Here is a 20,516-nt window from a genome sequence, read left to right as displayed (position 1 = left end):
GGCTATCAGGCTACTCAATGGCCGCTAAAATAAAATCATGGTTATCGTATATCCATTTTTTGTTCAGTGGCCCCCAACTATCTAACTGGTAATAACCCGCGTTATTGCGCACGCCACACTGCACAAAAGTCAGAGTGATACCCAAACCGGGTAGCGCCTTCAAGACATCTTGCAAGGTGCGCCGTGGCCAGCCGGTCAATTCCATCAAGCGCGGTACATTAAGCGAGTCACCACTGCTGATTAACCAGCAGAGATAGATACGGCGGGCAAACACTGGATTTAGCTCCATAAAAATTCCTATTTTGAGTGACTGCTATTCCCTACCCATTTAACATCGCAACAAGGCTGCCACGCTAAATTCTTGGGATATAATCAGTTTACCTGATGCCAGAAAAAACACCTGTTTATCATTATTTTCTACATTGAGGTGGATTAACTCAGTTTTATCGAGGTTTTTTACAGGTTCTCCATATTTTCTTCACGTTTCCACCCGCATTCCCGCGTAAAGTGCACAGTAGATTCTGCTGGATATGATTTTTTATTTATAGAGGCTGGCACTGCATGGCTAATTTTTTCATCGACCGCCCGATCTTTGCTTGGGTATTGGCGATAATTTTGTGTCTTACCGGGGCTTTAGCAATCTCGACGCTGCCTGTTGAGCAATACCCGAATCTGGCACCACCTAATGTCCGCATCAGTGCCTCATATCCAGGAGCCTCGGCACAAACACTGGAAAATACCGTCACGCAGGTTATCGAGCAAAGCATGACCGGCCTTGATAAGCTGCTGTATATGTCATCGCAAAGCAGCAACTCTGGCAGCGCATCAATAACCCTGACATTCCAAGCGGGTACTGATCCTAACGAAGCGATGCAGCAGGTACAGAATCAGTTGCAGTCTGCCATTAAAAAACTGCCACAAGATGTGCAACAGCAAGGGGTTTCAGTCTCGAAATCTGGTGATAACACCTTGATGATGGTGGCCTTTGTCTCCACCGATGGCAGTATGGATAAACAAGATATTGCCGACTATGTCGCCAGTAATCTGCAAGACCCACTTAGCCGTATCGAAGGGGTCGGTAGCATTGATGCCTTCGGTTCCCAATATGCTATGCGTATCTGGCTCGACCCCAATAAACTCAATAATTATCAACTGACCACCCAAGATATTGTCAGCGCTATCCAATCGCAAAATAGTCAGATTGCGGTGGGCCAATTAGGCGGAACCCCTTCCGTCGATAATCAGGCATTAAATGCCACCATTAATGCTCAATCTCAATTACAGACACCAGAGCAATTTAGGGAAATCACGCTGCGGGTCAACCAGGACGGCTCGCTGGTCACATTGGGTGATGTGGCTAAAATTGAGATGGGTGCTGAAAGATATGATTATCTGAGTCGCTTTAATGGCCAGGCGGCATCAGGGATGAGTATCAAGCTCGCCTCCGGTGCCAATGAACTGCAAACCGATGAGTTGGTTAAGGCCCGGATAGCAGAACTGGCCCCGTTTTTCCCGCACGGTCTTGAAGCCAAAATCGCTTATGAAACCACACCGTTCGTTAAAGCCTCAATCAAGGATGTGGTAAAAACATTGTTGGAAGCCATTTTGTTGGTTTTCCTGGTGATGTATCTCTTTTTGCAGAATTTCCGCGCCACCCTTATCCCAACAATCGCCGTCCCAGTGGTGCTATTGGGCACGTTCGCAGTACTGTCGGCGTTCGGATTCAGTATTAATACCCTAACCATGTTTGCCATTGTATTGGCGATCGGGCTGTTAGTTGACGATGCCATCGTGGTGGTGGAAAACGTCGAACGAGTGATGAGCGAAGAAGGACTAGGGCCACGCGAAGCGACTCGTAAGTCTATGGGGCAAATTCAGGGCGCATTGGTGGGTATTGCGCTGGTGCTGTCTGCCGTGTTTATCCCGATGGCATTCTTCGGTGGGACCACCGGGGCCATCTACCGCCAATTCTCCATTACCATCGTTTCTGCCATGGTGCTTTCGGTGCTGGTCGCCTTAATTCTAACCCCAGCACTTTGCGCCACCATGCTCAAACCCATTCAGCAGGGCCATCATCACGCCAAGCGTGGCTTTTTCGGTTGGTTTAACCGTATGTTCGATAATAACACTCGCCGTTACGAGAAAGGTGTGGCTCAGGTGTTACATCATAGTCTGCGCTATATGTTGCTCTATTTTCTGCTGTTGGGCGGGCTGGCTCTGTTGTTCATCAAGTTACCGACGTCGTTCTTACCATTGGAAGACCGTGGTGTGTTTATGGCGCAAGTCCAGCTCCCAGTGGGATCAACCCAGCAACAGACACTGAAAGTGGTTGAAAAAGTAGAGAACTACTTCCTGACGGAAGAAAAGAATAATGTGTTGTCGGTATTCTCAACGGTGGGGTCCGGCCCAGGTGGTAACGGCCAAAATGTGGCACGCCTCTTCATCCGGCTGTCTGATTGGGATCAGCGTAAAGAGAGTAATAACTCTTCTTTTGCCATTATTGAACGTGCCACCAAAGTATTTAATAAAATTGCCGAAGCCAGAGTGTCAGTCAGTAGCCCGCCGGCCATTTCAGGCTTGGGTGGCTCATCAGGTTTTGATATGGAATTACAAGATCACGGCGGTTTGGGCCATGACAAATTGATGGCTGCTCGCGATCAGTTATTACAGATGGCGGCTAAAGAGCCAGCCCTGACCCGGGTGCGACATAACGGATTGGACGATAGCCCGCAGTTGCAGATAGATATCGATCAACGCAAAGCACAAGCATTGGGCGTAGCACTGGATGATATTAATAACACCCTGAAAACGGCCTGGGGTTCGACTTATGTTAACGACTTTGTTGATCGTGGGCGGGTGAAGAAAGTCTATGTGCAGTCTGAGGCCACCGCCCGTATGCTGCCGGAAGACGTTAACAAATGGTATGTCCGTAATAAAAGCGGCAGCATGGTGCCCTTCTCGGCGTTCTCTACTACCCGCTGGGAATATGGCTCACCACGATTGGAGCGCTATAACGGTTATTCTGCACTGGAGATTGTCGGTGAGGCGGCACCAGGTATCAGTACCGGTACTGCAATGGATGTTATGGAGAATCTGGTCAAACAGCTACCGAATGGTTTTGGTCTGGAGTGGACAGGCATGTCCTATCAGGAGCGGCTATCGGGTTCACAGGCCCCGGCCCTCTATGCCATCTCGTTACTGGTGGTGTTTTTGTGTTTGGCGGCATTGTATGAGAGCTGGTCAATACCGTTTTCTGTGATGTTGGTGGTGCCTCTCGGGGTTATAGGTGCGGTGGCGGCCACTTGGATGCGTGGGTTGGAGAATGACGTTTATTTCCAGGTCGGGTTGCTGACCATTATTGGCTTATCGGCCAAAAACGCCATTTTAATCGTCGAGTTTGCCAGCGAATTAAACAATAAAGGTAAAGATTTAGTCGAAGCCACTCTTGAGGCTTCCCGCCAGCGGTTGCGGCCTATTTTGATGACCTCGCTGGCATTTATCTTTGGTGTATTACCCATGGCTATCAGCCAGGGTGCAGGCTCAGGTAGCCAACATGCCGTAGGTACTGGTGTGATGGGGGGGATGATTTCAGCTACCGTGCTGGCGATTTTCTTTGTACCGCTGTTCTTTGTTCTGGTGCGTCGTCGCTTCCCAGGCAGGCCACCGCGCGCGAAAGAGTAACGAGAGCCGCTACCCCCCAAGGATGGGCCGGGTAACTAGAGACGCCAACACACCTACGGTTGGAAAGATGACTTCTGATTATGCCCAATAGATTTCAAGCTGTAGGCAGACGGCAAGCAAGAGAATCCCGATGAGCTGACATCAAGTCAGTGATTCGGGTGAACGAGAGCCGCCAACACACCTACGGTTGGAAAGATGACATCTGATTATGCCCAATAGATTTCAAGCTGTAGGAAGACGGCAAGCAAGAGAATCCCGATGAGCTGACATCAAGTCAGTGATTCGGGTGAACGAGAGCCGCCAACACACCTACGGTTTGAAAGATGACGGGCATAAAAAAGGCAGAGCCAATATGGTCTCTGCCTTTCTGGCGAGCGATTTTTCGCCCCTGGGTGTAATAAGTCAATCGTTAAAACAACAAAAAGATAGTTACTCTTACTGCCGGTTTATTCGCTTATGCCTTACGCAGCATAGCATCGATAAACTCTTTCCACGTGCTTAACTCAAATTCAACCATAACATCCTCTCTAATTATCGCGGCCAATTATACGCCTATTTTTTGAACAGTCAAAATTGAAAGTAAGCTACCTAACGGTTGAAATGAGATCTGTCGCAGAGATCTTGAATTTTGCCCTGTCACTGAGTTTCCTCAGCCAGCATTACATCACTTGCCTGTTTTATCATTCGAGAGTAGCGTGCTCAGATATATAGGGGTAAACGCCGTTTTTGACAAAACCCGTTATTGGCAAAATACAGAGCACAACCATGAAACACTCCATCGACTCATTAAAAGAGCTGGGCCGTTATGATGATGCGGTGGCAATGGCGCTGGACTTACTGCGTCGTTCACCAGATAACGCCAGTCTGCTGTATAAGATTGCCTCACTGTATGATGTGCAGGGGTTGGAGTTGCAGGCAATCCCATTCTATCGGGCCGCTATTGAGCACAATCTGGTAGGTAAAGAGTTGCAGGAGGCTTATTTGGGGCTGGGCAGCACTTATCGCGCTCTGGGGTTATATCAAGAGTCACTGGATACATTTGACCGCGCGTTAGCCCATTTCCCACAAGCGAAAGAGATTACCTTATTCCGCGCCATGACACTGTATAACCTCGGTGAAACCAAAGAGGCAGTCGCTGCGTTATTGATATTGCTGGCTGAAACCTCAAACCATCAGGACATCAGCCTCTACCAAAAAGCAATTCGCCAATATGCCGCTAACCTTGACCGTATTGGCTAAATCAACAGCTCAGTTCTGATTACCGCCGCGCTCAACAACGCATAGCCGTCTGGATTCAAATCACATTTTCCCGCATTATGGGCAAATTGCTCCCCTTGAGCCGGGCAGTCGTCTATACGGCTGACCTGATTTGCCATTCTAGCCGAGGTATTATTTTTCCATGTCAGATAGCCTAGCCACTCCATCATTGCGCCTTTATGGCATTAAAAATTGCGATACCATAAAAAAGGCCCGCCGCTGGCTGGAAGAGCAAGGTATTGCCTATCAGTTTCACGATTATCGTGCAGACGGATTGAGTGACGAACGCCTGCAAGGTTTTATCGATCAACTGGGTTGGGAACCATTGCTCAATACGCGCGGTACCACCTGGCGTAAATTGCCACAAGCCCAACGTGATGCAATAACCGATGCTCTGGCCGCCAAAGCGCTGATGCTAGAACAGCCAGCCATAATTAAACGCCCGCTACTGGAAGCCACCAATGGCGAAATGCTGCTGGGCTTCAAAACTGAAAGTTATCAACTTTTTATTCAACAACATAATATTAAACAACACGTTATCGAGGTGCAATAACATGATCTGTCCGGTAATCGAACTGGCCCAACAATTAATTAAACGCCCGTCGCTCAGCCCTTCTGATGCGGGCTGCCAGGCGATCATGATTAAGCGCTTAGAGGCTATCGGTTTTACGGTAGAACCTATGAATTTTGGCGATACCCTTAATTTCTGGGCCTGGCGCGGCGAAGGTGAAACCTTGGCATTTGCCGGTCATACCGATGTGGTCCCCACCGGTGATGAAAGCCATTGGAGCAGCCCACCGTTTGAACCGACCATTCGTGATGGCATGCTGTATGGCCGTGGTGCCGCCGATATGAAAGGTTCACTGGCTGCAATGGTGGTCGCCGCCGAACGTTTTGTCGCGGCTCATCCAGAACATAAAGGCCGGCTGGCATTTATGATTACCTCCGATGAAGAAGCCAAGGCCATTAACGGTACGGTCAAAGTCGTGAATGCGTTGATGGCGCGTAACGAGCGGCTGGATTACTGTCTGGTTGGCGAACCCTCCAGTACTGACCGAGTCGGCGATGTGGTGAAAAATGGCCGCCGGGGTTCTATTACTGCCAACTTGCGTATCCATGGAATTCAAGGGCACGTGGCCTATCCTCATTTAGCGGATAATCCGGTTCACCGTGCCATGCCAGCCCTGAATGAGCTGGTTGCTACACAATGGGATGAAGGCAATGAGTTCTTCCCCGCCACCAGTATGCAGATCGCCAATTTGCATGCCGGAACCGGCAGCAATAATGTGATTCCCGGTGAGTTCTATGTGCAGTTCAACTTCCGTTTCAGTACAGAACTGACTGATAGCATGATTAAGCAGCGCGTAGAGGCGCTGTTGAAACGCCATCAACTAAATTACACCCTCGAGTGGGTGTTGTCTGGTCAACCCTTTCTTACCGCAAGGGGTGCGCTGGTCGATGCAGTAATTAATGCTGTTGAGCACTACACTGAAATCACGCCGCAACTGTTAACCACCGGGGGCACCTCTGATGGCCGTTTTATCGCGTTAATGGGTGCTCAAGTGGTGGAGTTAGGGCCGGTTAATGCCACTATCCATAAAGTGAATGAATGTGTTCACGCCGCTGACTTGCAACTACTGAGCCGGATGTATCAGCGAATTATGGAGCAGCTCATCGCATGACAGCTAATACATTAACACCAGAGATGCTTACCGGCCGTTCAACCGATCATCTGACGGTGTTAAGCGGCAACCATCGCCTGCAACCACAAGCTGTTGCGGCCTTTCAGGCTATGCAACAAGCCGCTAAACGAGCGGGGTTTGATTTACAACCTGCCAGCACTTTTCGCGATTTTGACCGCCAATTAGCGATCTGGAATGGTAAATTTCGTGGTGAGCGACCAGTATTAGATAAAGACAGCCAGCCGATAGAGATTTGCCAACTTGATGCTCAGGCTCGTTGTGAGGCTATTTTACGCTGGTCTGCCCTGCCGGGAGCCAGCCGCCATCACTGGGGCAGTGATCTGGATATTTACGATCCCTCCCTGTTGCCCGCAGAGACTAAATTACAGCTGGAGCCATGGGAATACCAAGCGAGTGGCTATTTTTATCCGTTGACCCAGTGGCTGGATGTTCATATGGCTGAATTTGGTTTTTACCGGCCATTTAGCGAGGATAACGGCGGTATTGCAGCAGAACCTTGGCACCTAAGTTATCGCCCGTTAGCTGCGGCGGCGGAACATTTACTGACACCCAACATTCTACTAGAAGCTTGGCAATCACAGGATGTGGCAGGCAGTGAGTGGCTGACAAGCCATTTACCCATGATTTTTTCGCGATTTATTCATACCCTATAGATTCCAAGATGCAGGAAGTCGGCAAGCGAGAATAAGGTTGATTAATCCCGACGTGCTTACGCAGTCAGGTGATTCAGGTTCTTGAGTGCAGCCACACCGGCAGTTTGAAAGATGACAGGTATATCAACGGAAGGAACTTAACCATGCACTGGTTAGCAGATTATTGGTGGATCATACTTATCCTGCTTGCGGGTATTATCTTAAACGGCATCAAAGAGTTACGCCGTCTTGATCATAAAAGCTTTTTAAAAAACAAACCAGAATTACCACCTCATCGCGATAACAATGCGCAATGGGACGACGATGACGACTGGCCGGATAAGAACAAGAAAAAATAAGTAAAGCTCGAGTCACATCAAACGAAGGGGCCAGCCCCCTTCGTCAGGGTGAATTACCTCGCTGCAATATCGTCACGCAAATGGTCGATAGCCAGTTTGAGCATTGGTTGATTAATACCATGCCCAGTATTGGCATCCAGACTCAGTGTTACGCGGCAGCCCAAAGCCATTAAGCTACTGGTTGCAGCCTTGGCATGTTCCACACGAATCACCCCATCCTGCTCACCATGAATAAAATGGATCACCACGTCAGCGATGGGTTGCTGTGGTAACGTCGCAAAACGGCCACTAAACGCAATAACTTGCCCGGCTAACTGCGGCTGAGCTTTCACCCCCTCCAATGACATAATCGTGCCCTGCGAAAAACCGACCAGGGTGGTCTGCTGTGCCCCAAGGCCACTCTTCTGTTGCCAATAACGTATAATATCAATGAATTGCGACATCACCGCATTAACTCGCTCCTGACGATTATCCTCAGTAACACCTTGCACTGAGAACCACTGACGCCCACTCCCCATGTTGCTGGCGAATATACCATCAACACTGACGACCAGCGCCTGAGGAAAGGCTTGTGCAAAATGGCTACCGACCGGTGCCATTCCAGCGGCGCTATCACCAACACCATGAAACAATAATATTAATTGTTCTGGCGTTGCCGGTTGCTGCACTACGATAGAAGTCTGATTCATCAAGCGGCCTTTAATCATTAAATGACAATAACGTTACTATACGCTGCAGGTTTCGGAGAGATATTGGGTTTTATTGATGGAGTTGGTGGGAATTATTGAAGGTAACGGCGGATGCGGGATCTGACTCGGTGGATAGTCGATTGCTCGAGTAATTTATTATCAACAAAACAGGCCAATTAGCCTGTATTCATTATCATTATAAGCAGATGAGATCAAAGCGGTTTTACTATCACTTCACCTTTGCGCTCAGCAACTTCTTTAGCAGCCATAAATCGTTTGAACATTTCGACTTTGCCATCATGAATCGCTTTAAAATCAATTTTACCCTTCGTGTGGGTAGTGCCGCGTTCGTATCGCATAACAAGCCCCATCATTTAGGTAGGTGAGATTACGCTCTCTGGCAAACCGCTTAACATACCTTGGATATATCGTATTAAGGCTTCGTTCTCAGCAGAGAAATACAGACGTTGTGTGCTTTCAATGTCAACCACCCTAAGCATGAAGTCAACTAACGCGCTATAGAGATAATGTAACTCATGTAGCAATAGGTCAATTGAGCCTTCAGGCTTTGCAAATATCTGTGTCGGGTTTAGCTCTTCCTGCTGCCACAGGATCTAAAGAGGGGGGGGACAGAACATTAGCCTCACGGTGATGGAACGTTTTTCATCTCCCGCAAAAACAAATTCAATATCAATGTACCCCATGCCATCTTCAATTTTTACTAATCCTTCAGTGACCAATCTGTGCGTGTGCATCTAGCCTGGTATCCTCGCTATACTCATCCTGAATATGGCGAATACCTTACCTTAAGAGCCTCTTCGACACATCATGAGAAATTGAGTTTTAAGACAATAAAAGATAACTGTCATCAACCCTCTGCCATCCCCTCGGCTGCCTCTTGCCGCCACCGTGCTACTAATGCTTTTCGCCCTGTGAGGGCTAGATTATTAACAATCTGCGCGGGCGAAATACCTTGCTGTAAATAATACCGTAATGCAGGAAGGGGTAATTGGCTGCGTAATAATAAACGCTGTAGAGCGGGTAAGCTCGCTTCTAACGGCCGAAAAGCAAAGGCAAAACCAGCCAGTTCACGCCAGTCGTCGTCATTTAAGGAAATGTCAGGTTGTTGAGGCGGGGATAACGATAAGGGCGTTGGGATGTCTACCCATTGTTGCAACCAATACCAATCACGCTCTAATTGCTGCCGTGCTGCCTCACAGAGCGATTGCCCCGCCGGACTCAAGGGTGATACCGCCATTGCCGCGTAACAGCCGCTGCTGGCTTCCTTATGGCTACCAATACGCACCAGATGAAAGCCACAGGCACGCCAGAAGCATTCTAATTCGGGGGTATAACCAAAACTGACTGAAATATAATCAAGCCTCTCGCGCAGCCCACACGCAAGCTCGGCGGCAATCATCTGCCGGGCTATCCCCTGCTGCCGCCATGACGGTGCGACGGCGACTCGACTGATTCGCCGCGACCGTAAGGTGGGTGCATGCCATTGCCCACTATGTGCCGCCAGTGACTGAGCCACCAAACTCCCCTTTGGCCGCCGTTTCCCTGCCCAAACGGCATGGGCTAATGCACTGCTAAGCCCCCCCTCATCCACCAGCCACAGTGCACCAATGACTGAATCAGCCACCTTGGCCGCAGAAAAATGCATCCCCGGCGCATCCATCAAACGCCGCAAATCAAGAGGGGTGGTGCGATAATGCGCACTGGCAAGCAAACCATAAAAACGTCGCAGCAATTCGGGGTAGTGCAGCCAATCGCGCTGCTTACAGGGCATAATATCGACTGACGCTGAGAGAGATTCGCGGCACGGTAGCTCATCGTCAAATAGCATAACTTCATCCACGACACGCTCTAGCGGATCACCGCTGGCCCAACGAATAGGGTCTGTTAGCGCCAAAGGGTGCCAATCGTGTAGTGTTGTACAGAACTTCAACAAGAAACCACGCCCGGTGCCTTCGTAACCCTGTACGGTGGTGGTTAATAATGCCCGTGGGAAGTACACCAATAACGCCGATAGGAGTGTGGCAGGGATAGCCGCAGCCTCATCAATCAATAACCAGTCAATGCCGCTGACATCGTTTAACCGACAGTAGTCTAATAGTGCATCCGGCGCCCAGAAGTGCGCTCGTTCTCCCGCGCACTGATTCAGCACTTGTGTGGCCGCTTTACCCGGCCCGGTAACCCAGCAGCGACCGGGCCACTGCGCTACCAACATACCGGCCAGCGTCGATTTACCGCGCCCACGGGCTGCCGTCAGCACCCAAGTGCCGCGTTCTGCCTGCATTAGGCGTTGAAGGATAGTTTGCTGTTCCGTGGTAGGAGAACCGTCGGGCTGCTGCCAGTCTGGGCGAGAGTACACCATAGGCATAGCTAGCGGCTGGTTCTGTTGCCACAAAATAACATCAGGATCAGCCTGAAGTTGACGTTGCAGATGGTGAATAAAATTCGGTGTAGTGATGGGGGTTAGTTGTTCACTCCAGCGCAAACTATCAGCGTCTGGTAAGCACGGCCACCTATCCCACTGCGGCACTAATAGCACCAGCCAGCTCCCAGCTTGCAATGCGCCGGCCAGCACCGCCAGTGCTTCGGTATTCAAACCATCGGTGGCATCAAATACGCCATGTAACCCTTCCTGCCCGAGTAAGGTTTTTGCCGCTGTCGGGTGAATTGCATTGCCAGTGTCAGGGGCCTGTTCTGCTATCCATAACCAATCACCCGGCAATTGCTGACGCAGATTTAATGCCTGCTGGCGCGACCAATCCGCGCAACCGCTGAGGACCAGTAAACGCCGTATCCCCTGCCGTGCCATTAGTGGTTGGCTGAGCACAATTTGATGGATCACGTTACGATTTACCGATCACCAGTGAAAGCAAGCCCGCGGCGATCAACGGCCCAACCGGAACGCCTCTGAATAACGCAACCCCCAGTACCGTTCCGACCAATAGCCCTGCCACCACGGACGGTTGGTGAGTCATCAACGACACGCCACGCCCGCCTAACCAAGAGACCGCAACCCCGACCACAATGGCTAATATCGATTTCCACTGCACAAAGGAGTGCAGCACCTCGCTGGCGCTAATTTTACCACTAGCAATCGGCGTCATCACGCCAATGGTCAGAATCAAAATACCGATAGTTAAGCCATACTTTTCTATCCATGGGAAAAACTGATTTAACGGAGTAATACGAATGGCGAGTAGTGTCAGAATAGCTAATGTGACGGTCATATTGTGGCTAATGATGCCAAGCGCAGCCAACGCCAATAGAATCAATAAAGTTGGATCAAGAGCGGCCATGGTTATCCCTGCCTTGCAATAAATGCCGGCAGCTAGCGTGCCGGTAAGAGGAAAGTGGTCTTATGATAATCTATTTATACTTTTCGTACCTGACGTTACAGCGCTGTTCGCTGTAACGCCAATGATTTTAGCTGATCAGTTTAACGGGTGGAGAACGTGTTGCAGCTATTAGGATCACCGCTATCGAAACCACGTTTAAACCAGGTATAGCGCTGTTGTGATGTGCCATGAGTGAAGCTATCGGGGACGACACGCCCTTGCCTTTGCTGCTGTAAGCGATCATCCCCAATCGCCTGTGCCGCATTTAGTGCCGCTTGTAAATCACCCACTTCCAACACCTGCTGGTCTTCCATCGCTTTGCCCCACACACCGGCAAAGCAGTCCGCCTGCAATTCCATTTTGACCGAGAGACGATTAGCTTCAGCCTGAGATGCACCCTGCTGCTGCTGACGCACTTTAGTATCAATACCCATCAAATGCTGCACATGGTGGCCAACTTCATGAGCAATCACATAGGCCTGAGCAAAGTCGCCCCCCGCCCCCAGTTTATTCTTCATATCTTCATAGAAAGATAAGTCGATATAAACCGTGCTATCTGCTGGGCAATAAAACGGCCCCATAACGGACTGACCGGTACCGCAACCGGTGCGCGTTGCACCACGATACATCACCAGTTTAGGCTCCTGATAGGTGCGCCCCATCTTTTGGAAAATAGGTTTCCAGGCGTCTTCTGTATCCGCCAGAACGACCGAGGTGAATTTGGCATATTGGTCATCTTTAGTGCTGACTGAACTTGGAGAACGTGGCTGTGTTTGAGTTTGTGACATCGGATCACTGCCATTTAACAGCGGGGTCAAGTCAACCCCGTAGTAGCCCGCAACCAACACCACAATCAGAATAACAATACCGCCCTTGCCGCCAATCGGAGGCCGGAACCCACCACCGCCCCCGGATGCGTCCCCGCGCCTATCTTCTACATTGTCACTTTCACGACGACCTTGCCAACGCATAGCAATACTCCCAGATATTTTCCTTACATATTATCGTAGGAAATCTGTCGAGCTAATACCATTAAAAGCTTAAATGATTGGTGTTATTAGGGGAGTTGGGCATTCAAATACATGCTCAAAGTACTTAGCGGCACAACCAGACGGCAAGTGAGAGACAAATCTGTCTGGAGCAGAACTAAACGCTGCTTGCTGCGGCTGGCCCAAAGAGGGGCTGAGTGGTGAACATAGCTAACAATGCTGTAGCGTTAAGAAAGAAAAGCATGGGGGAGATAGCGACTATCTCCCCTGCGCCAGACAAAACGGAATCGATTGCGCGGTTAGTCTAATTTTACGCCGATACGGTGTGCAACTTCTTCGTAGGCTTCAATCAAACCACCCAGGCTTTGACGGTAACGGTCTTTGTCCATCTTGTTCAGGGTTTCCTTATCCCATAAACGGCTGCCATCAGGTGAGAACTCATCACCCAACACCACTTCATCACCGAACAAACCGAACTCCAACTTGAAGTCCACCAGGATTAAACCGGCATCATCAAACAGTTTACTCAACACATCATTCGCCAGATAGCTCAGCTCTTTCATGCGGGCCAATTGTGCTTCTGTCGCCCAGCCAAAGGTCTTGCAATAAGACTCATTGACCATTGGGTCATGCATGGCATCGTTTTTCAAAAACAGGTCGAACAGTGGTGGGTTTAGTTGCAAACCTTCTTCTATTCCTAAGCGTTTTACCAACGAGCCTGCGGCACGGTTACGGATAACACACTCAACTGGGATCATTTCCAGTTTTTTGACCAACACTTCGGTATCTGACAGCAAGCGTTCCATTTGCGTTGGAATACCGGCTTCTTCCAATTTAGTCATAATGAAATAGTTAAATTTGTTATTTACCATTCCTTTACGATCGAATTGTTCAATGCGCTGACCATCCAGTGCTGACGTATCGTTACGGAACTCCAATACCAATAGGTCAGGATTTTCGGTGGTATAGACGGTCTTCGCCTTCCCACGATACAACTCAGCTAGCTTTTGCATCTTATTACTCCAGTGATATGCGATAAACAGACCTTTCGTGCTTGAAGCCGCAGGGGTTAGCGCGTTCGCTCACCCGAATCACTTACCGATGTAAGTTCATCGGAATTTGTTCACTTGCCGCCGTCCTGTAACTCCAGTTACTTTAGGTATAAATAAGGAAAGGGGCCGAAGCCCCTTTGATTTTATTTGGTACTTGTAGCACCAGTTTGGCTAAATGCTGCCTGGAACACCGCGACCAGAGCATCGTTCTGAGACTGAGTCAGAGTATGCCCTTTCGGACCGATGAACTGTAAGCTACTGCGGTTATCGAGATCACCGACCTGTAACTTATAATCGCCTTCTGGCAATTCAGGGTCTTTGGCACCCAACGCATCCCAACTGCCGCTACTCATGGATTTATTGGTAACGTTAATCGAACCTTGTGGGCGGCTACGATCAGTAACCTTCATGCCAATCTTCTCAAGGGCGGCTGGCAGACGTTCCCACAATACAGCATAAGGGGCACGTACAATCAGTTGCGGTAAACCAGTATCATCGCTGCCGCTTTGAACATCTAGCGTGCCGACTTTACGGGAAGCCTGACTGCTTTCGCTATCAGAACGCACCTTATCCAGACCTTCGATAATGGCATTCAGCATTGCACCGTTGTAGCGCTGGATTTCGGTATAGCTGGTGACCGGTTGCCCACCTTGCTGTAAAGCAAGAGATTTCACCACTAACACCAACTGATAACCTTGCTCCTGCACGCTTATCTGATAACGGCCTTCAAACTGCACGTCTTCATCTGCACGGTTCCATTTGACCCAGTCAGTTGTCAACGTTTGGCTGGCATCCTGACGGCTGGCTATCGCCCAGTTTTTATCCTGTAGAACGCGGGTAACTTGCGCCCAAAGATTACGGTTTTGCGGGCTATTCTCTAACAATAGCTTACTGGTATCGTTAGCATTTTCAGCGCGAGAACCGCTAAGCAATGCCAGTGGTTGTACCGGAGGACGGATGTCCAACTGTTTGCCCACAGCACCTTGAGAGTTGACGGAACGGATATCAAACTCACCATTTTGTATCGGCAGAATCATCCCTGCTGGTGAGTTAAGCGGCTTTAGCCCCGGAGCTTCAAGATAAGACTCGTCACCGCCAACCTGGCGTTTGTAGCGTTGGTCAGTGGAGCAACCTGCCAGCAGCATTGCCAGCGAAACACCCACTACCGTTACCACCGTCGACTTTTGCAATGTTATTGCCATCAAATTTCCCTAAGAGTTACAGCAAACCAGCGCTTTTCAGCGCATCTTCCACAATCCGTTTAGCCGGGTCAGTCAGTGGGGTCATTGGCAGACGAAGAGTGTCATTCGCCATTAATCCCAGCTTCTTCGCGGCCCATTTCACCGGAATTGGGTTTGCTTCTACAAATAAATGCTGATGCAACGGCATCAAGCGCTGATTCAAACGGCGTGCTTCTGCAAAGTTACCCTGTGCAGCCAAGGCACAAAGTTCAGCCATTTCGCGCGCAGCAATGTTAGCTGTCACCGAAATAACCCCTTTACCGCCCAGTTGCATAAAGTCCAGTCCGCTCGCATCGTCACCACTGAGCAGGATGAAATCTTCATCATCAACCAGCACTTGGATCTGACTAACCCGACTTAAGTTCCCTGTTGCTTCTTTAACAGCAACAATATTTTTAATTTTGGCTAAGCGAGCAATGGTCGGCGGTAACATATCGCAACCGGTACGCGAAGGCACATTATAGAGAATTTGTGGCAAATCGGTACTTTCAGCAATCGCTTTGAAGTGTTGATATAACCCTTCCTGCATTGGCCGATTATAATATGGCGTGACAGTCAAACATCCCACCACACCGGTATTATTAAACCGTTGGGTGAGAGAAATTGCTTCGGAGGTGGCATTAGCGCCGGTTCCGGCAATGACTGGGATTCGGCCGTCGGCCAGTTCGAGCGTCTGCATGACCACATCGACATGTTCGTCATGGTTCAGTGTTGCAGACTCACCAGTTGTGCCCACGGAGACAATCGCCGCAGTACCACTGGTTACATGGTAATCAATCAGTTTCTTCAGGCTTGCACGATCGACCGCACCTTTGTCGTCCATCGGCGTTACCAGTGCAACTATGCTTCCTGTAAACATTGGACTTCCCGTAAACATTGCCCACCCCCTCCTTAAACAAGTTCCTCATGGTACTTTTGACCTCTATCCAAAAGCAAGCAAACAACTGTGTTGTAAGCGCTTGGCAGCAGGTTTTTTTTATGTTTACCATGGTAACCCCAAAGAGCATGACAGGAAGAGCGATTTTGCCGCAGCTTGATGAACATTATCTGGTCATTACCGCACTGGGTGCTGACCGCCCAGGAATCGTGAATACCATCACCCGCCATGTCAGTAGCTGCGGTTGTAATATTGAAGATAGCCGGCTAGCCATGTTCGGTGAGGAGTTCACATTTATTATGCTGCTTTCAGGCAGTTGGAATGCGATTACCCTACTGGAGTCCACCTTACCGCAAAAAGGGGCAGAGCTTGATTTGCTAATTGTGATGAAGCGAACCAACGCTCAGGACCAAAAAGCAATGCCTGCCACAGTATGGGTAAAAGTTGAAGTCAATGACTCCCCCCATATTATTGAACGGTTTACCAACTTGTTTCATTGTCACAATATGAATATCGCCGAGTTGGTTTCCAAAACTCAGCCGGCTGAAGGCGGCAACCCCCCTCGGTTGCATATCCAGATTAGTGCGCACAGTCCCGCCAGCCAAAACAGTTCGATAATTGAACACGCTTTTTATCAGCTATGTACAGAACTCAACGCGCAAGGCAGTATTAGCGTTGTGAACTATCCACAGCATGACTCACGAATGGAGAGTTAGTAATGAGCCCATTGAAAGCCGGTGATATAGCGCCGAAGTTTAGTTTGCCCGACCAAGATGGCGAGCAGATTAGTTTGGCCGACTTCCAGGGACAACGTGTCTTGGTCTACTTCTACCCTAAAGCCATGACACCAGGCTGTACTGTTCAGGCCTGCGGTCTGCGCGACAACATGGATGAATTGAAGAAAGCGGGTGTCGAAGTGCTCGGTATTAGTACCGATAAACCTGAAAAGCTGTCACGTTTCGCTGAAAAAGAGCTACTGAACTTCACATTGCTGTCTGATGAAGATCATCAGGTCGCAGAGCAGTTTGGTGTCTGGGGCGAAAAAAGCTTTATGGGTAAAACCTACGATGGTATCCACCGTATCAGTTTCTTAATTGATGCCGACGGTAAGGTGGAGCATGTGTTTGATAATTTCAAAACCACCAACCACCACGATATCGTAGTGGATTACTTGCGCCAAAGTGCCTGAGTGATTAGTTAGTCAGAAGAGCAAAAAAAGAGCGCTCAAACGCTCTTTTTTATTCGTCATATCTTCATATACTCTAAATAATTCGAGTTGCAGGAAGGCGGCAACTAAGTGAAGCCCCAAGAGCTTACATAAGTAAGTGACTGGGGTGAACGAAGGCAGCCAACGCAGATGCAGCTTGAAGTATGACGAGTATAAGTTAATCTGCGTCGGGGATAAACTCCTCCGGCCAGGCATGAATAACCGCTTTCACCAGCGTAGCTAACGGGATGGCAAAGAATACCCCCCAAAAGCCCCACATGCCGCCAAAAATGATCACTGACAGAATAATCACCAAAGGATGTAGGTTTACGGCCTCAGAGAACAGTACCGGCACCAGCAAGTTACCATCCAGCCCTTGTACTACCAGATAGGCGATAAAAAGTGTCCAGAAATCGGCCCCAACCCCCCACTGGAATAACGCCACCAACACTACTGGAATAGTGACAATCACTGCGCCAATATAAGGGATCAGTACCGAGAAGCCGACTAACACCGCCAATAACAGCGCGTAATTCATACCCATAACAAAGAACACTAAATACGTGGCGATGCCAACAATCACCATCTCCAATACTTTGCCACGAATATAATTGGTTATCTGCTGGTTCATTTCCAGCCAGACTTGTCCAGCCAGACCGCGATTACGCGGTAAAATACGCCGTACTGCATTCAGCATCTGCTCTTTATCTTTGAGCAGGAAAAACAGCATCAGTGGCACCAGAATCAAATAAATTGCCAATGTCAGTAAACCTATCAATGAAGCGAGAGAGATTTTAACCACGGACTCCCCCATCCCCGACAGCTTGCTTCGCAGATTTTCTGCCATCATATCGACAATGCCGGCATCCACCAGCGCGGGATAACGCGAAGGTAATGTCTGAGCAAACGCATTGAATTTATTAAGCATTTTCGGCATATCTGATATCAGATTATTGCCCTGTTGCCACACCGTTGGCGCCACAACAAATACCGCCAGTAGTGTGATACCACCGAAAATCACCAGTACGATACTGGCCGCCCATGGGCGCGAACAACCAATACGTTGTAATCGGGCGGTTGGCCATTCTAACAAATACGCCAACACGATCGCCGCCAGCAGAGGAGCCAAAATGCCACTGAAGAAGTAGAGAATGCAGAATCCAGCCAACAGAATAACCAATAAAGCGATAACCTGCGGGTCGGTAAAACGCCGACGATACCACTGTAACAACAGCTCTAGCATCCGTAATTGCTCCTTAAGTGCCATGAGAGATCGACAAATTAGTCGATCCCTTTAACCGCCCCGACATGCAGGGACATAACGAAGGTAAATTGTTTTCGTCAGACGTTCCCTTATCTCCACATGCTGGCTAAGATAGTTGCGGGCCTCAGCACGGATGTTGAGCTTAACCTTTGACGTATTTGATGCTATTTATGTGATCTATACCCAATTGTACTGGAGAGTAGAGTAAGGAAGAAGAACTCTTACACATCTCGGAGTCTAATTGTCATTACATTAGCAAGGGCAGCCTCGTTTATGACTTATCGGTTAACTAAAACAGGTCGGTTAAGTAAGACAATGATCGCCACACTACTCAGTAGCTTGCTGCTCACTGGCACAATACCTGCCAGCGCTGAGACACAAGACCTGCTGCCCGATATTGGTACCTCTGCGGGTGCCACTTTGAGTATCGATCAGGAAAAGGCAATGGGGGATTTTTATGTCCGCCAAATGCGCGCCAGCACACCGCTGATTTATGACCCGCTATTGACTCAATATATCAATACGCTGGGTAATCGGCTGGTCGCCAATGCCTACTCAGTACGTACGCCGTTTCATTTCTATTTAGTGAATAACGATCAAATTAACGCTTTTGCTTTCTTCGGTGGCAATGTGGTGATCCACTCTGCCCTGTTCCGCTATACCGAAAACGAAAGTGAACTAGCATCTGTATTAGCACATGAAATATCTCATGTGACTCAACGCCATCTGGCGCGCGCGATGGAAGAACAGCAAAGAATGGCGCCGCTGACGTGGGTCGGGGTACTAGGTTCTATTCTGTTAACCATGGCCAGCCCACAAGCAGGGATGGCGGGTTTGAGCGGCACGTTAGCAGGCGCTCAACAAGGCGTCATCAGCTTTACTCAAGGCAACGAACAGGAAGCTGACCGTATAGGTATTCAGGTATTACAGCGTTCGGGGTTTGATCCGCAGGCCATGCCTAACTTCCTGCAAAAATTAGCCGATCAGTCACGATATACATCAAAACCACCGGAAATGCTGCTGACTCACCCCTTACCAGATAGCCGTTTATCTGATGCGCGTAACCGTGCTAATCAGATGAAACCGCACCCTATCGCGTCATCACAAGATTACTTATTCGCCAAAGTTCGTATTCTGGGCATGTATGGCTCAACTGAGAACAGCCTCACGCCAGACCTGCTGGAAACATTGAGTAAAGGCACGGTGCGCGAGCAATTGGCGGCCAAATACGGTCAGGCCATTTTATGGTATCAGGCCAAAAAGTACGATGAAGCCCGCAATCTGTTACAGCCCCTGTTAGCGCAACAACCGGGCAATATTTGGTTCCTTGATTTGATGACTGATATCGATCTGGGGCAAAACAAAGCCGCCGCCGCCATTGCCCGCCTTCAAGCGGCAACCGCTAAACAAAATGATGAGCCGGTGTTGCAATTGAACCTGGCCAACGCTTATGTCCAAGGTGGCCAACCGGCGGCAGCAGTCAAGATACTAAATCGCTACACCTTTGCTAATCCAAACGACCCTAATGGCTGGGATCTGTTAGCCCAGGCAGCAGCTGCACTGGGTTTACGTGATCAGGAACTGGCTGCTCGGGCAGAGAGCCTGGCTTTGAGCGGCAAATTGCCACAGGCCATCGGCCTGCTCAGCGATGCCAGTGCTCGGGTGAAATTGGGGAGTCTGGAACAGGCGCGTTATGATGCGCGCATTGACCAGTTACGCCAGCTAGATAAGCGCTTCCAGAAATACCAGAAGTCTTAAGGAAATTTATCATGAAAGATGTCACGTTTTATCATAATCCACGCTGCTCTAAAAGCCGGGAAACCCTCGCGCTGGTTGAACAGCAGGGGATTCAGCCACAGGTCATATTATATTTAGACAATCCACCGTCTGTGGCGGGGTTAAAAGCGTTACTGCAACAACTCGGCTTTCATGACGCGCGGCAGCTTATGCGCACCAAAGAAGATCTCTACCGAACACTGAATTTGGCAGATGAGACACTGACTCAGGATCAGTTACTGCAAGCGATGAGCGATAATCCAAAACTTATCGAGCGCCCAATTGTGGTTTATAACGGCCAGGCACGTATCGGCCGCCCGCCTGAGCAGGTGCTTGAGATTTTACCGTAACTTGATTGCAACCCATGATTGAACGCTGCGTATCGAAGCGAGGCCGATGGAAGGACCGAGTCACCAACGCAGCGCCCCCTACCACT

General features: G+C 49.3%; 20 protein-coding genes. 10 read left to right on the top strand and 10 right to left on the bottom strand.

Annotation, left to right across the window (positions count from 1 at the left end):
* Positions 1 to 10: 10 nt before the first annotated feature.
* On the bottom strand, positions 11 to 289 hold the full coding sequence (locus V2A84_RS02570) for a winged helix-turn-helix domain-containing protein (protein WP_083163336.1): 279 nt from the start codon (positions 287 to 289) through the stop codon (positions 11 to 13).
* A 272-nt stretch (positions 290 to 561) separates the two neighbouring features.
* On the opposite strand from V2A84_RS02570, the gene acrD reads away from it, so the two are divergent.
* The 6 genes from acrD to V2A84_RS02540 all read left to right on the top strand — a co-directional run bounded on the left by acrD (position 562) and on the right by V2A84_RS02540 (position 7,632).
* The gene (acrD, locus tag V2A84_RS02565; RefSeq protein ID WP_083163334.1) at positions 562 to 3,681 is read left to right on the top strand and encodes a multidrug efflux RND transporter permease AcrD; all 3,120 of its coding nucleotides are present in this window, start codon (positions 562 to 564) and stop codon (positions 3,679 to 3,681) included.
* A 765-nt stretch (positions 3,682 to 4,446) separates the two neighbouring features.
* Complete coding sequence (locus V2A84_RS02560; protein WP_083163331.1) at positions 4,447 to 4,920, top strand: tetratricopeptide repeat protein; 474 nt, start codon at positions 4,447 to 4,449, stop codon at positions 4,918 to 4,920.
* A 160-nt stretch (positions 4,921 to 5,080) separates the two neighbouring features.
* Positions 5,081 to 5,491, top strand: coding sequence for an ArsC family reductase (locus tag V2A84_RS02555; RefSeq protein ID WP_083163324.1), 411 nt, complete (start codon positions 5,081 to 5,083; stop codon positions 5,489 to 5,491).
* Position 5,492: 1 nt separating this feature from the next.
* Positions 5,493 to 6,620 (top strand): succinyl-diaminopimelate desuccinylase, encoded by a 1,128-nt coding sequence (gene dapE / locus V2A84_RS02550; protein WP_083163321.1) that lies wholly within the window; start codon positions 5,493 to 5,495, stop codon positions 6,618 to 6,620.
* Positions 6,617 to 7,294: a M15 family metallopeptidase gene (locus V2A84_RS02545; protein WP_083163318.1), complete on the top strand. Its 678-nt coding sequence runs from the start codon at positions 6,617 to 6,619 to the stop codon at positions 7,292 to 7,294. Before dapE ends, V2A84_RS02545 begins: the two co-directional genes overlap by 4 nt.
* Positions 7,295 to 7,437: 143 nt before the next feature.
* Positions 7,438 to 7,632 carry a YpfN family protein gene (locus tag V2A84_RS02540; RefSeq protein ID WP_083163315.1) on the top strand — a complete coding sequence of 65 codons (195 nt, stop codon included), beginning with the start codon at positions 7,438 to 7,440 and terminating at the stop codon, positions 7,630 to 7,632.
* 53 nt (positions 7,633 to 7,685) lie between these two features.
* Here the strand turns inward: V2A84_RS02540 and ypfH are convergent, their stop codons facing one another.
* The 8 genes from ypfH to dapA all read right to left on the bottom strand — a co-directional run bounded on the left by ypfH (position 7,686) and on the right by dapA (position 15,815).
* The gene (ypfH, locus tag V2A84_RS02535; protein WP_083163312.1) at positions 7,686 to 8,321 is read right to left on the bottom strand and encodes an esterase; all 636 of its coding nucleotides are present in this window, start codon (positions 8,319 to 8,321) and stop codon (positions 7,686 to 7,688) included.
* A 212-nt stretch (positions 8,322 to 8,533) separates the two neighbouring features.
* Positions 8,534 to 8,680 carry a hypothetical protein gene (locus V2A84_RS02530; RefSeq protein WP_005183905.1) on the bottom strand — a complete coding sequence of 49 codons (147 nt, stop codon included), beginning with the start codon at positions 8,678 to 8,680 and terminating at the stop codon, positions 8,534 to 8,536.
* A gap of 509 nt (positions 8,681 to 9,189) precedes the next feature.
* Positions 9,190 to 11,148, bottom strand: a complete 1,959-nt coding sequence (locus V2A84_RS02525) for a tRNA(Met) cytidine acetyltransferase TmcA (RefSeq protein ID WP_102970584.1) — start codon at positions 11,146 to 11,148, stop codon at positions 9,190 to 9,192.
* Between the two features lie 34 nt (positions 11,149 to 11,182).
* The gene (locus V2A84_RS02520) at positions 11,183 to 11,635 is read right to left on the bottom strand and encodes a DUF441 domain-containing protein (protein WP_004876835.1); all 453 of its coding nucleotides are present in this window, start codon (positions 11,633 to 11,635) and stop codon (positions 11,183 to 11,185) included.
* A 140-nt stretch (positions 11,636 to 11,775) separates the two neighbouring features.
* Complete coding sequence (ypfJ, locus tag V2A84_RS02515) at positions 11,776 to 12,645, bottom strand: KPN_02809 family neutral zinc metallopeptidase (protein ID WP_083163309.1); 870 nt, start codon at positions 12,643 to 12,645, stop codon at positions 11,776 to 11,778.
* A gap of 317 nt (positions 12,646 to 12,962) precedes the next feature.
* A complete protein-coding gene (gene purC / locus V2A84_RS02510; protein WP_083163306.1) occupies positions 12,963 to 13,676 on the bottom strand; it encodes a phosphoribosylaminoimidazolesuccinocarboxamide synthase in 714 nt (237 codons plus the stop codon).
* Positions 13,677 to 13,858: 182 nt separating this feature from the next.
* Complete coding sequence (gene bamC, locus V2A84_RS02505) at positions 13,859 to 14,917, bottom strand: outer membrane protein assembly factor BamC (RefSeq protein WP_083163303.1); 1,059 nt, start codon at positions 14,915 to 14,917, stop codon at positions 13,859 to 13,861.
* Positions 14,918 to 14,933: 16 nt separating this feature from the next.
* Complete coding sequence (gene dapA / locus V2A84_RS02500) at positions 14,934 to 15,815, bottom strand: 4-hydroxy-tetrahydrodipicolinate synthase (protein WP_083163301.1); 882 nt, start codon at positions 15,813 to 15,815, stop codon at positions 14,934 to 14,936.
* Positions 15,816 to 15,979: 164 nt separating this feature from the next.
* Between dapA and V2A84_RS02495 the strand changes: the two genes are divergently transcribed.
* Entirely contained in the window at positions 15,980 to 16,549 is a 570-nt protein-coding gene (locus tag V2A84_RS02495) for a glycine cleavage system transcriptional repressor (protein WP_083164144.1), read from the top strand.
* A 2-nt stretch (positions 16,550 to 16,551) separates the two neighbouring features.
* Entirely contained in the window at positions 16,552 to 17,022 is a 471-nt protein-coding gene (gene bcp / locus V2A84_RS02490) for a thioredoxin-dependent thiol peroxidase (protein ID WP_083163299.1), read from the top strand.
* A 196-nt stretch (positions 17,023 to 17,218) separates the two neighbouring features.
* On the opposite strand, the gene V2A84_RS02485 is transcribed toward bcp, so the two are convergent.
* Positions 17,219 to 18,283, bottom strand: coding sequence for an AI-2E family transporter (locus tag V2A84_RS02485; RefSeq protein ID WP_050084783.1), 1,065 nt, complete (start codon positions 18,281 to 18,283; stop codon positions 17,219 to 17,221).
* Positions 18,284 to 18,619: 336 nt separating this feature from the next.
* Here V2A84_RS02485 and V2A84_RS02480 point away from each other — a divergent pair, with 336 nt between their 5' ends.
* Together V2A84_RS02480 and arsC are read left to right on the top strand one after the other, a co-directional pair.
* The gene (locus tag V2A84_RS02480; protein WP_083163293.1) at positions 18,620 to 20,062 is read left to right on the top strand and encodes a beta-barrel assembly-enhancing protease; all 1,443 of its coding nucleotides are present in this window, start codon (positions 18,620 to 18,622) and stop codon (positions 20,060 to 20,062) included.
* 11 nt (positions 20,063 to 20,073) lie between these two features.
* A complete protein-coding gene (gene arsC, locus V2A84_RS02475) occupies positions 20,074 to 20,430 on the top strand; it encodes an arsenate reductase (glutaredoxin) (RefSeq protein ID WP_083163291.1) in 357 nt (118 codons plus the stop codon).
* Positions 20,431 to 20,516 lie beyond the last annotated feature (86 nt).

It is taken from the genome of Yersinia sp. 2553 StPb PI, assembly GCF_052217105.1.
In the GTDB taxonomy this organism is placed as follows: Bacteria; Pseudomonadota; Gammaproteobacteria; order Enterobacterales; family Enterobacteriaceae; genus Yersinia; species Yersinia enterocolitica_E.
The sequence above is the reverse complement of the archived record's forward strand: the minus strand, read 5'-3'. Positions and strand labels throughout refer to the sequence as shown.

Excerpts from the sequence above, each read along its gene's own strand:
- bcp (WP_083163299.1), top strand. The coding sequence starts at position 16,552 with ATGAGCCCATTGAAAGCCGGTGATATAGCGCCGAAGTTTAGTTTGCCC.
- purC (WP_083163306.1), bottom strand. The coding sequence starts at position 13,676 with ATGCAAAAGCTAGCTGAGTTGTATCGTGGGAAGGCGAAGACCGTCTAT.
- dapE (WP_083163321.1), top strand. The coding sequence starts at position 5,493 with ATGATCTGTCCGGTAATCGAACTGGCCCAACAATTAATTAAACGCCCG.
- ypfH (WP_083163312.1), bottom strand. The coding sequence starts at position 8,321 with ATGAATCAGACTTCTATCGTAGTGCAGCAACCGGCAACGCCAGAACAA.
- V2A84_RS02545 (WP_083163318.1), top strand. The coding sequence starts at position 6,617 with ATGACAGCTAATACATTAACACCAGAGATGCTTACCGGCCGTTCAACC.
- dapA (WP_083163301.1), bottom strand. The coding sequence starts at position 15,815 with ATGTTTACAGGAAGCATAGTTGCACTGGTAACGCCGATGGACGACAAA.
- V2A84_RS02530 (WP_005183905.1), bottom strand. The coding sequence starts at position 8,680 with ATGCGATACGAACGCGGCACTACCCACACGAAGGGTAAAATTGATTTT.
- arsC (WP_083163291.1), top strand. The coding sequence starts at position 20,074 with ATGAAAGATGTCACGTTTTATCATAATCCACGCTGCTCTAAAAGCCGG.
- acrD (WP_083163334.1), top strand. The coding sequence starts at position 562 with ATGGCTAATTTTTTCATCGACCGCCCGATCTTTGCTTGGGTATTGGCG.
- bamC (WP_083163303.1), bottom strand. The coding sequence starts at position 14,917 with ATGGCAATAACATTGCAAAAGTCGACGGTGGTAACGGTAGTGGGTGTT.
- V2A84_RS02480 (WP_083163293.1), top strand. The coding sequence starts at position 18,620 with ATGATCGCCACACTACTCAGTAGCTTGCTGCTCACTGGCACAATACCT.
- V2A84_RS02485 (WP_050084783.1), bottom strand. The coding sequence starts at position 18,283 with ATGCTAGAGCTGTTGTTACAGTGGTATCGTCGGCGTTTTACCGACCCG.
- ypfJ (WP_083163309.1), bottom strand. The coding sequence starts at position 12,645 with ATGCGTTGGCAAGGTCGTCGTGAAAGTGACAATGTAGAAGATAGGCGC.
- V2A84_RS02570 (WP_083163336.1), bottom strand. The coding sequence starts at position 289 with ATGGAGCTAAATCCAGTGTTTGCCCGCCGTATCTATCTCTGCTGGTTA.
- V2A84_RS02560 (WP_083163331.1), top strand. The coding sequence starts at position 4,447 with ATGAAACACTCCATCGACTCATTAAAAGAGCTGGGCCGTTATGATGAT.
- V2A84_RS02540 (WP_083163315.1), top strand. The coding sequence starts at position 7,438 with ATGCACTGGTTAGCAGATTATTGGTGGATCATACTTATCCTGCTTGCG.
- V2A84_RS02525 (WP_102970584.1), bottom strand. The coding sequence starts at position 11,148 with ATGGCACGGCAGGGGATACGGCGTTTACTGGTCCTCAGCGGTTGCGCG.
- V2A84_RS02520 (WP_004876835.1), bottom strand. The coding sequence starts at position 11,635 with ATGGCCGCTCTTGATCCAACTTTATTGATTCTATTGGCGTTGGCTGCG.
- V2A84_RS02555 (WP_083163324.1), top strand. The coding sequence starts at position 5,081 with ATGTCAGATAGCCTAGCCACTCCATCATTGCGCCTTTATGGCATTAAA.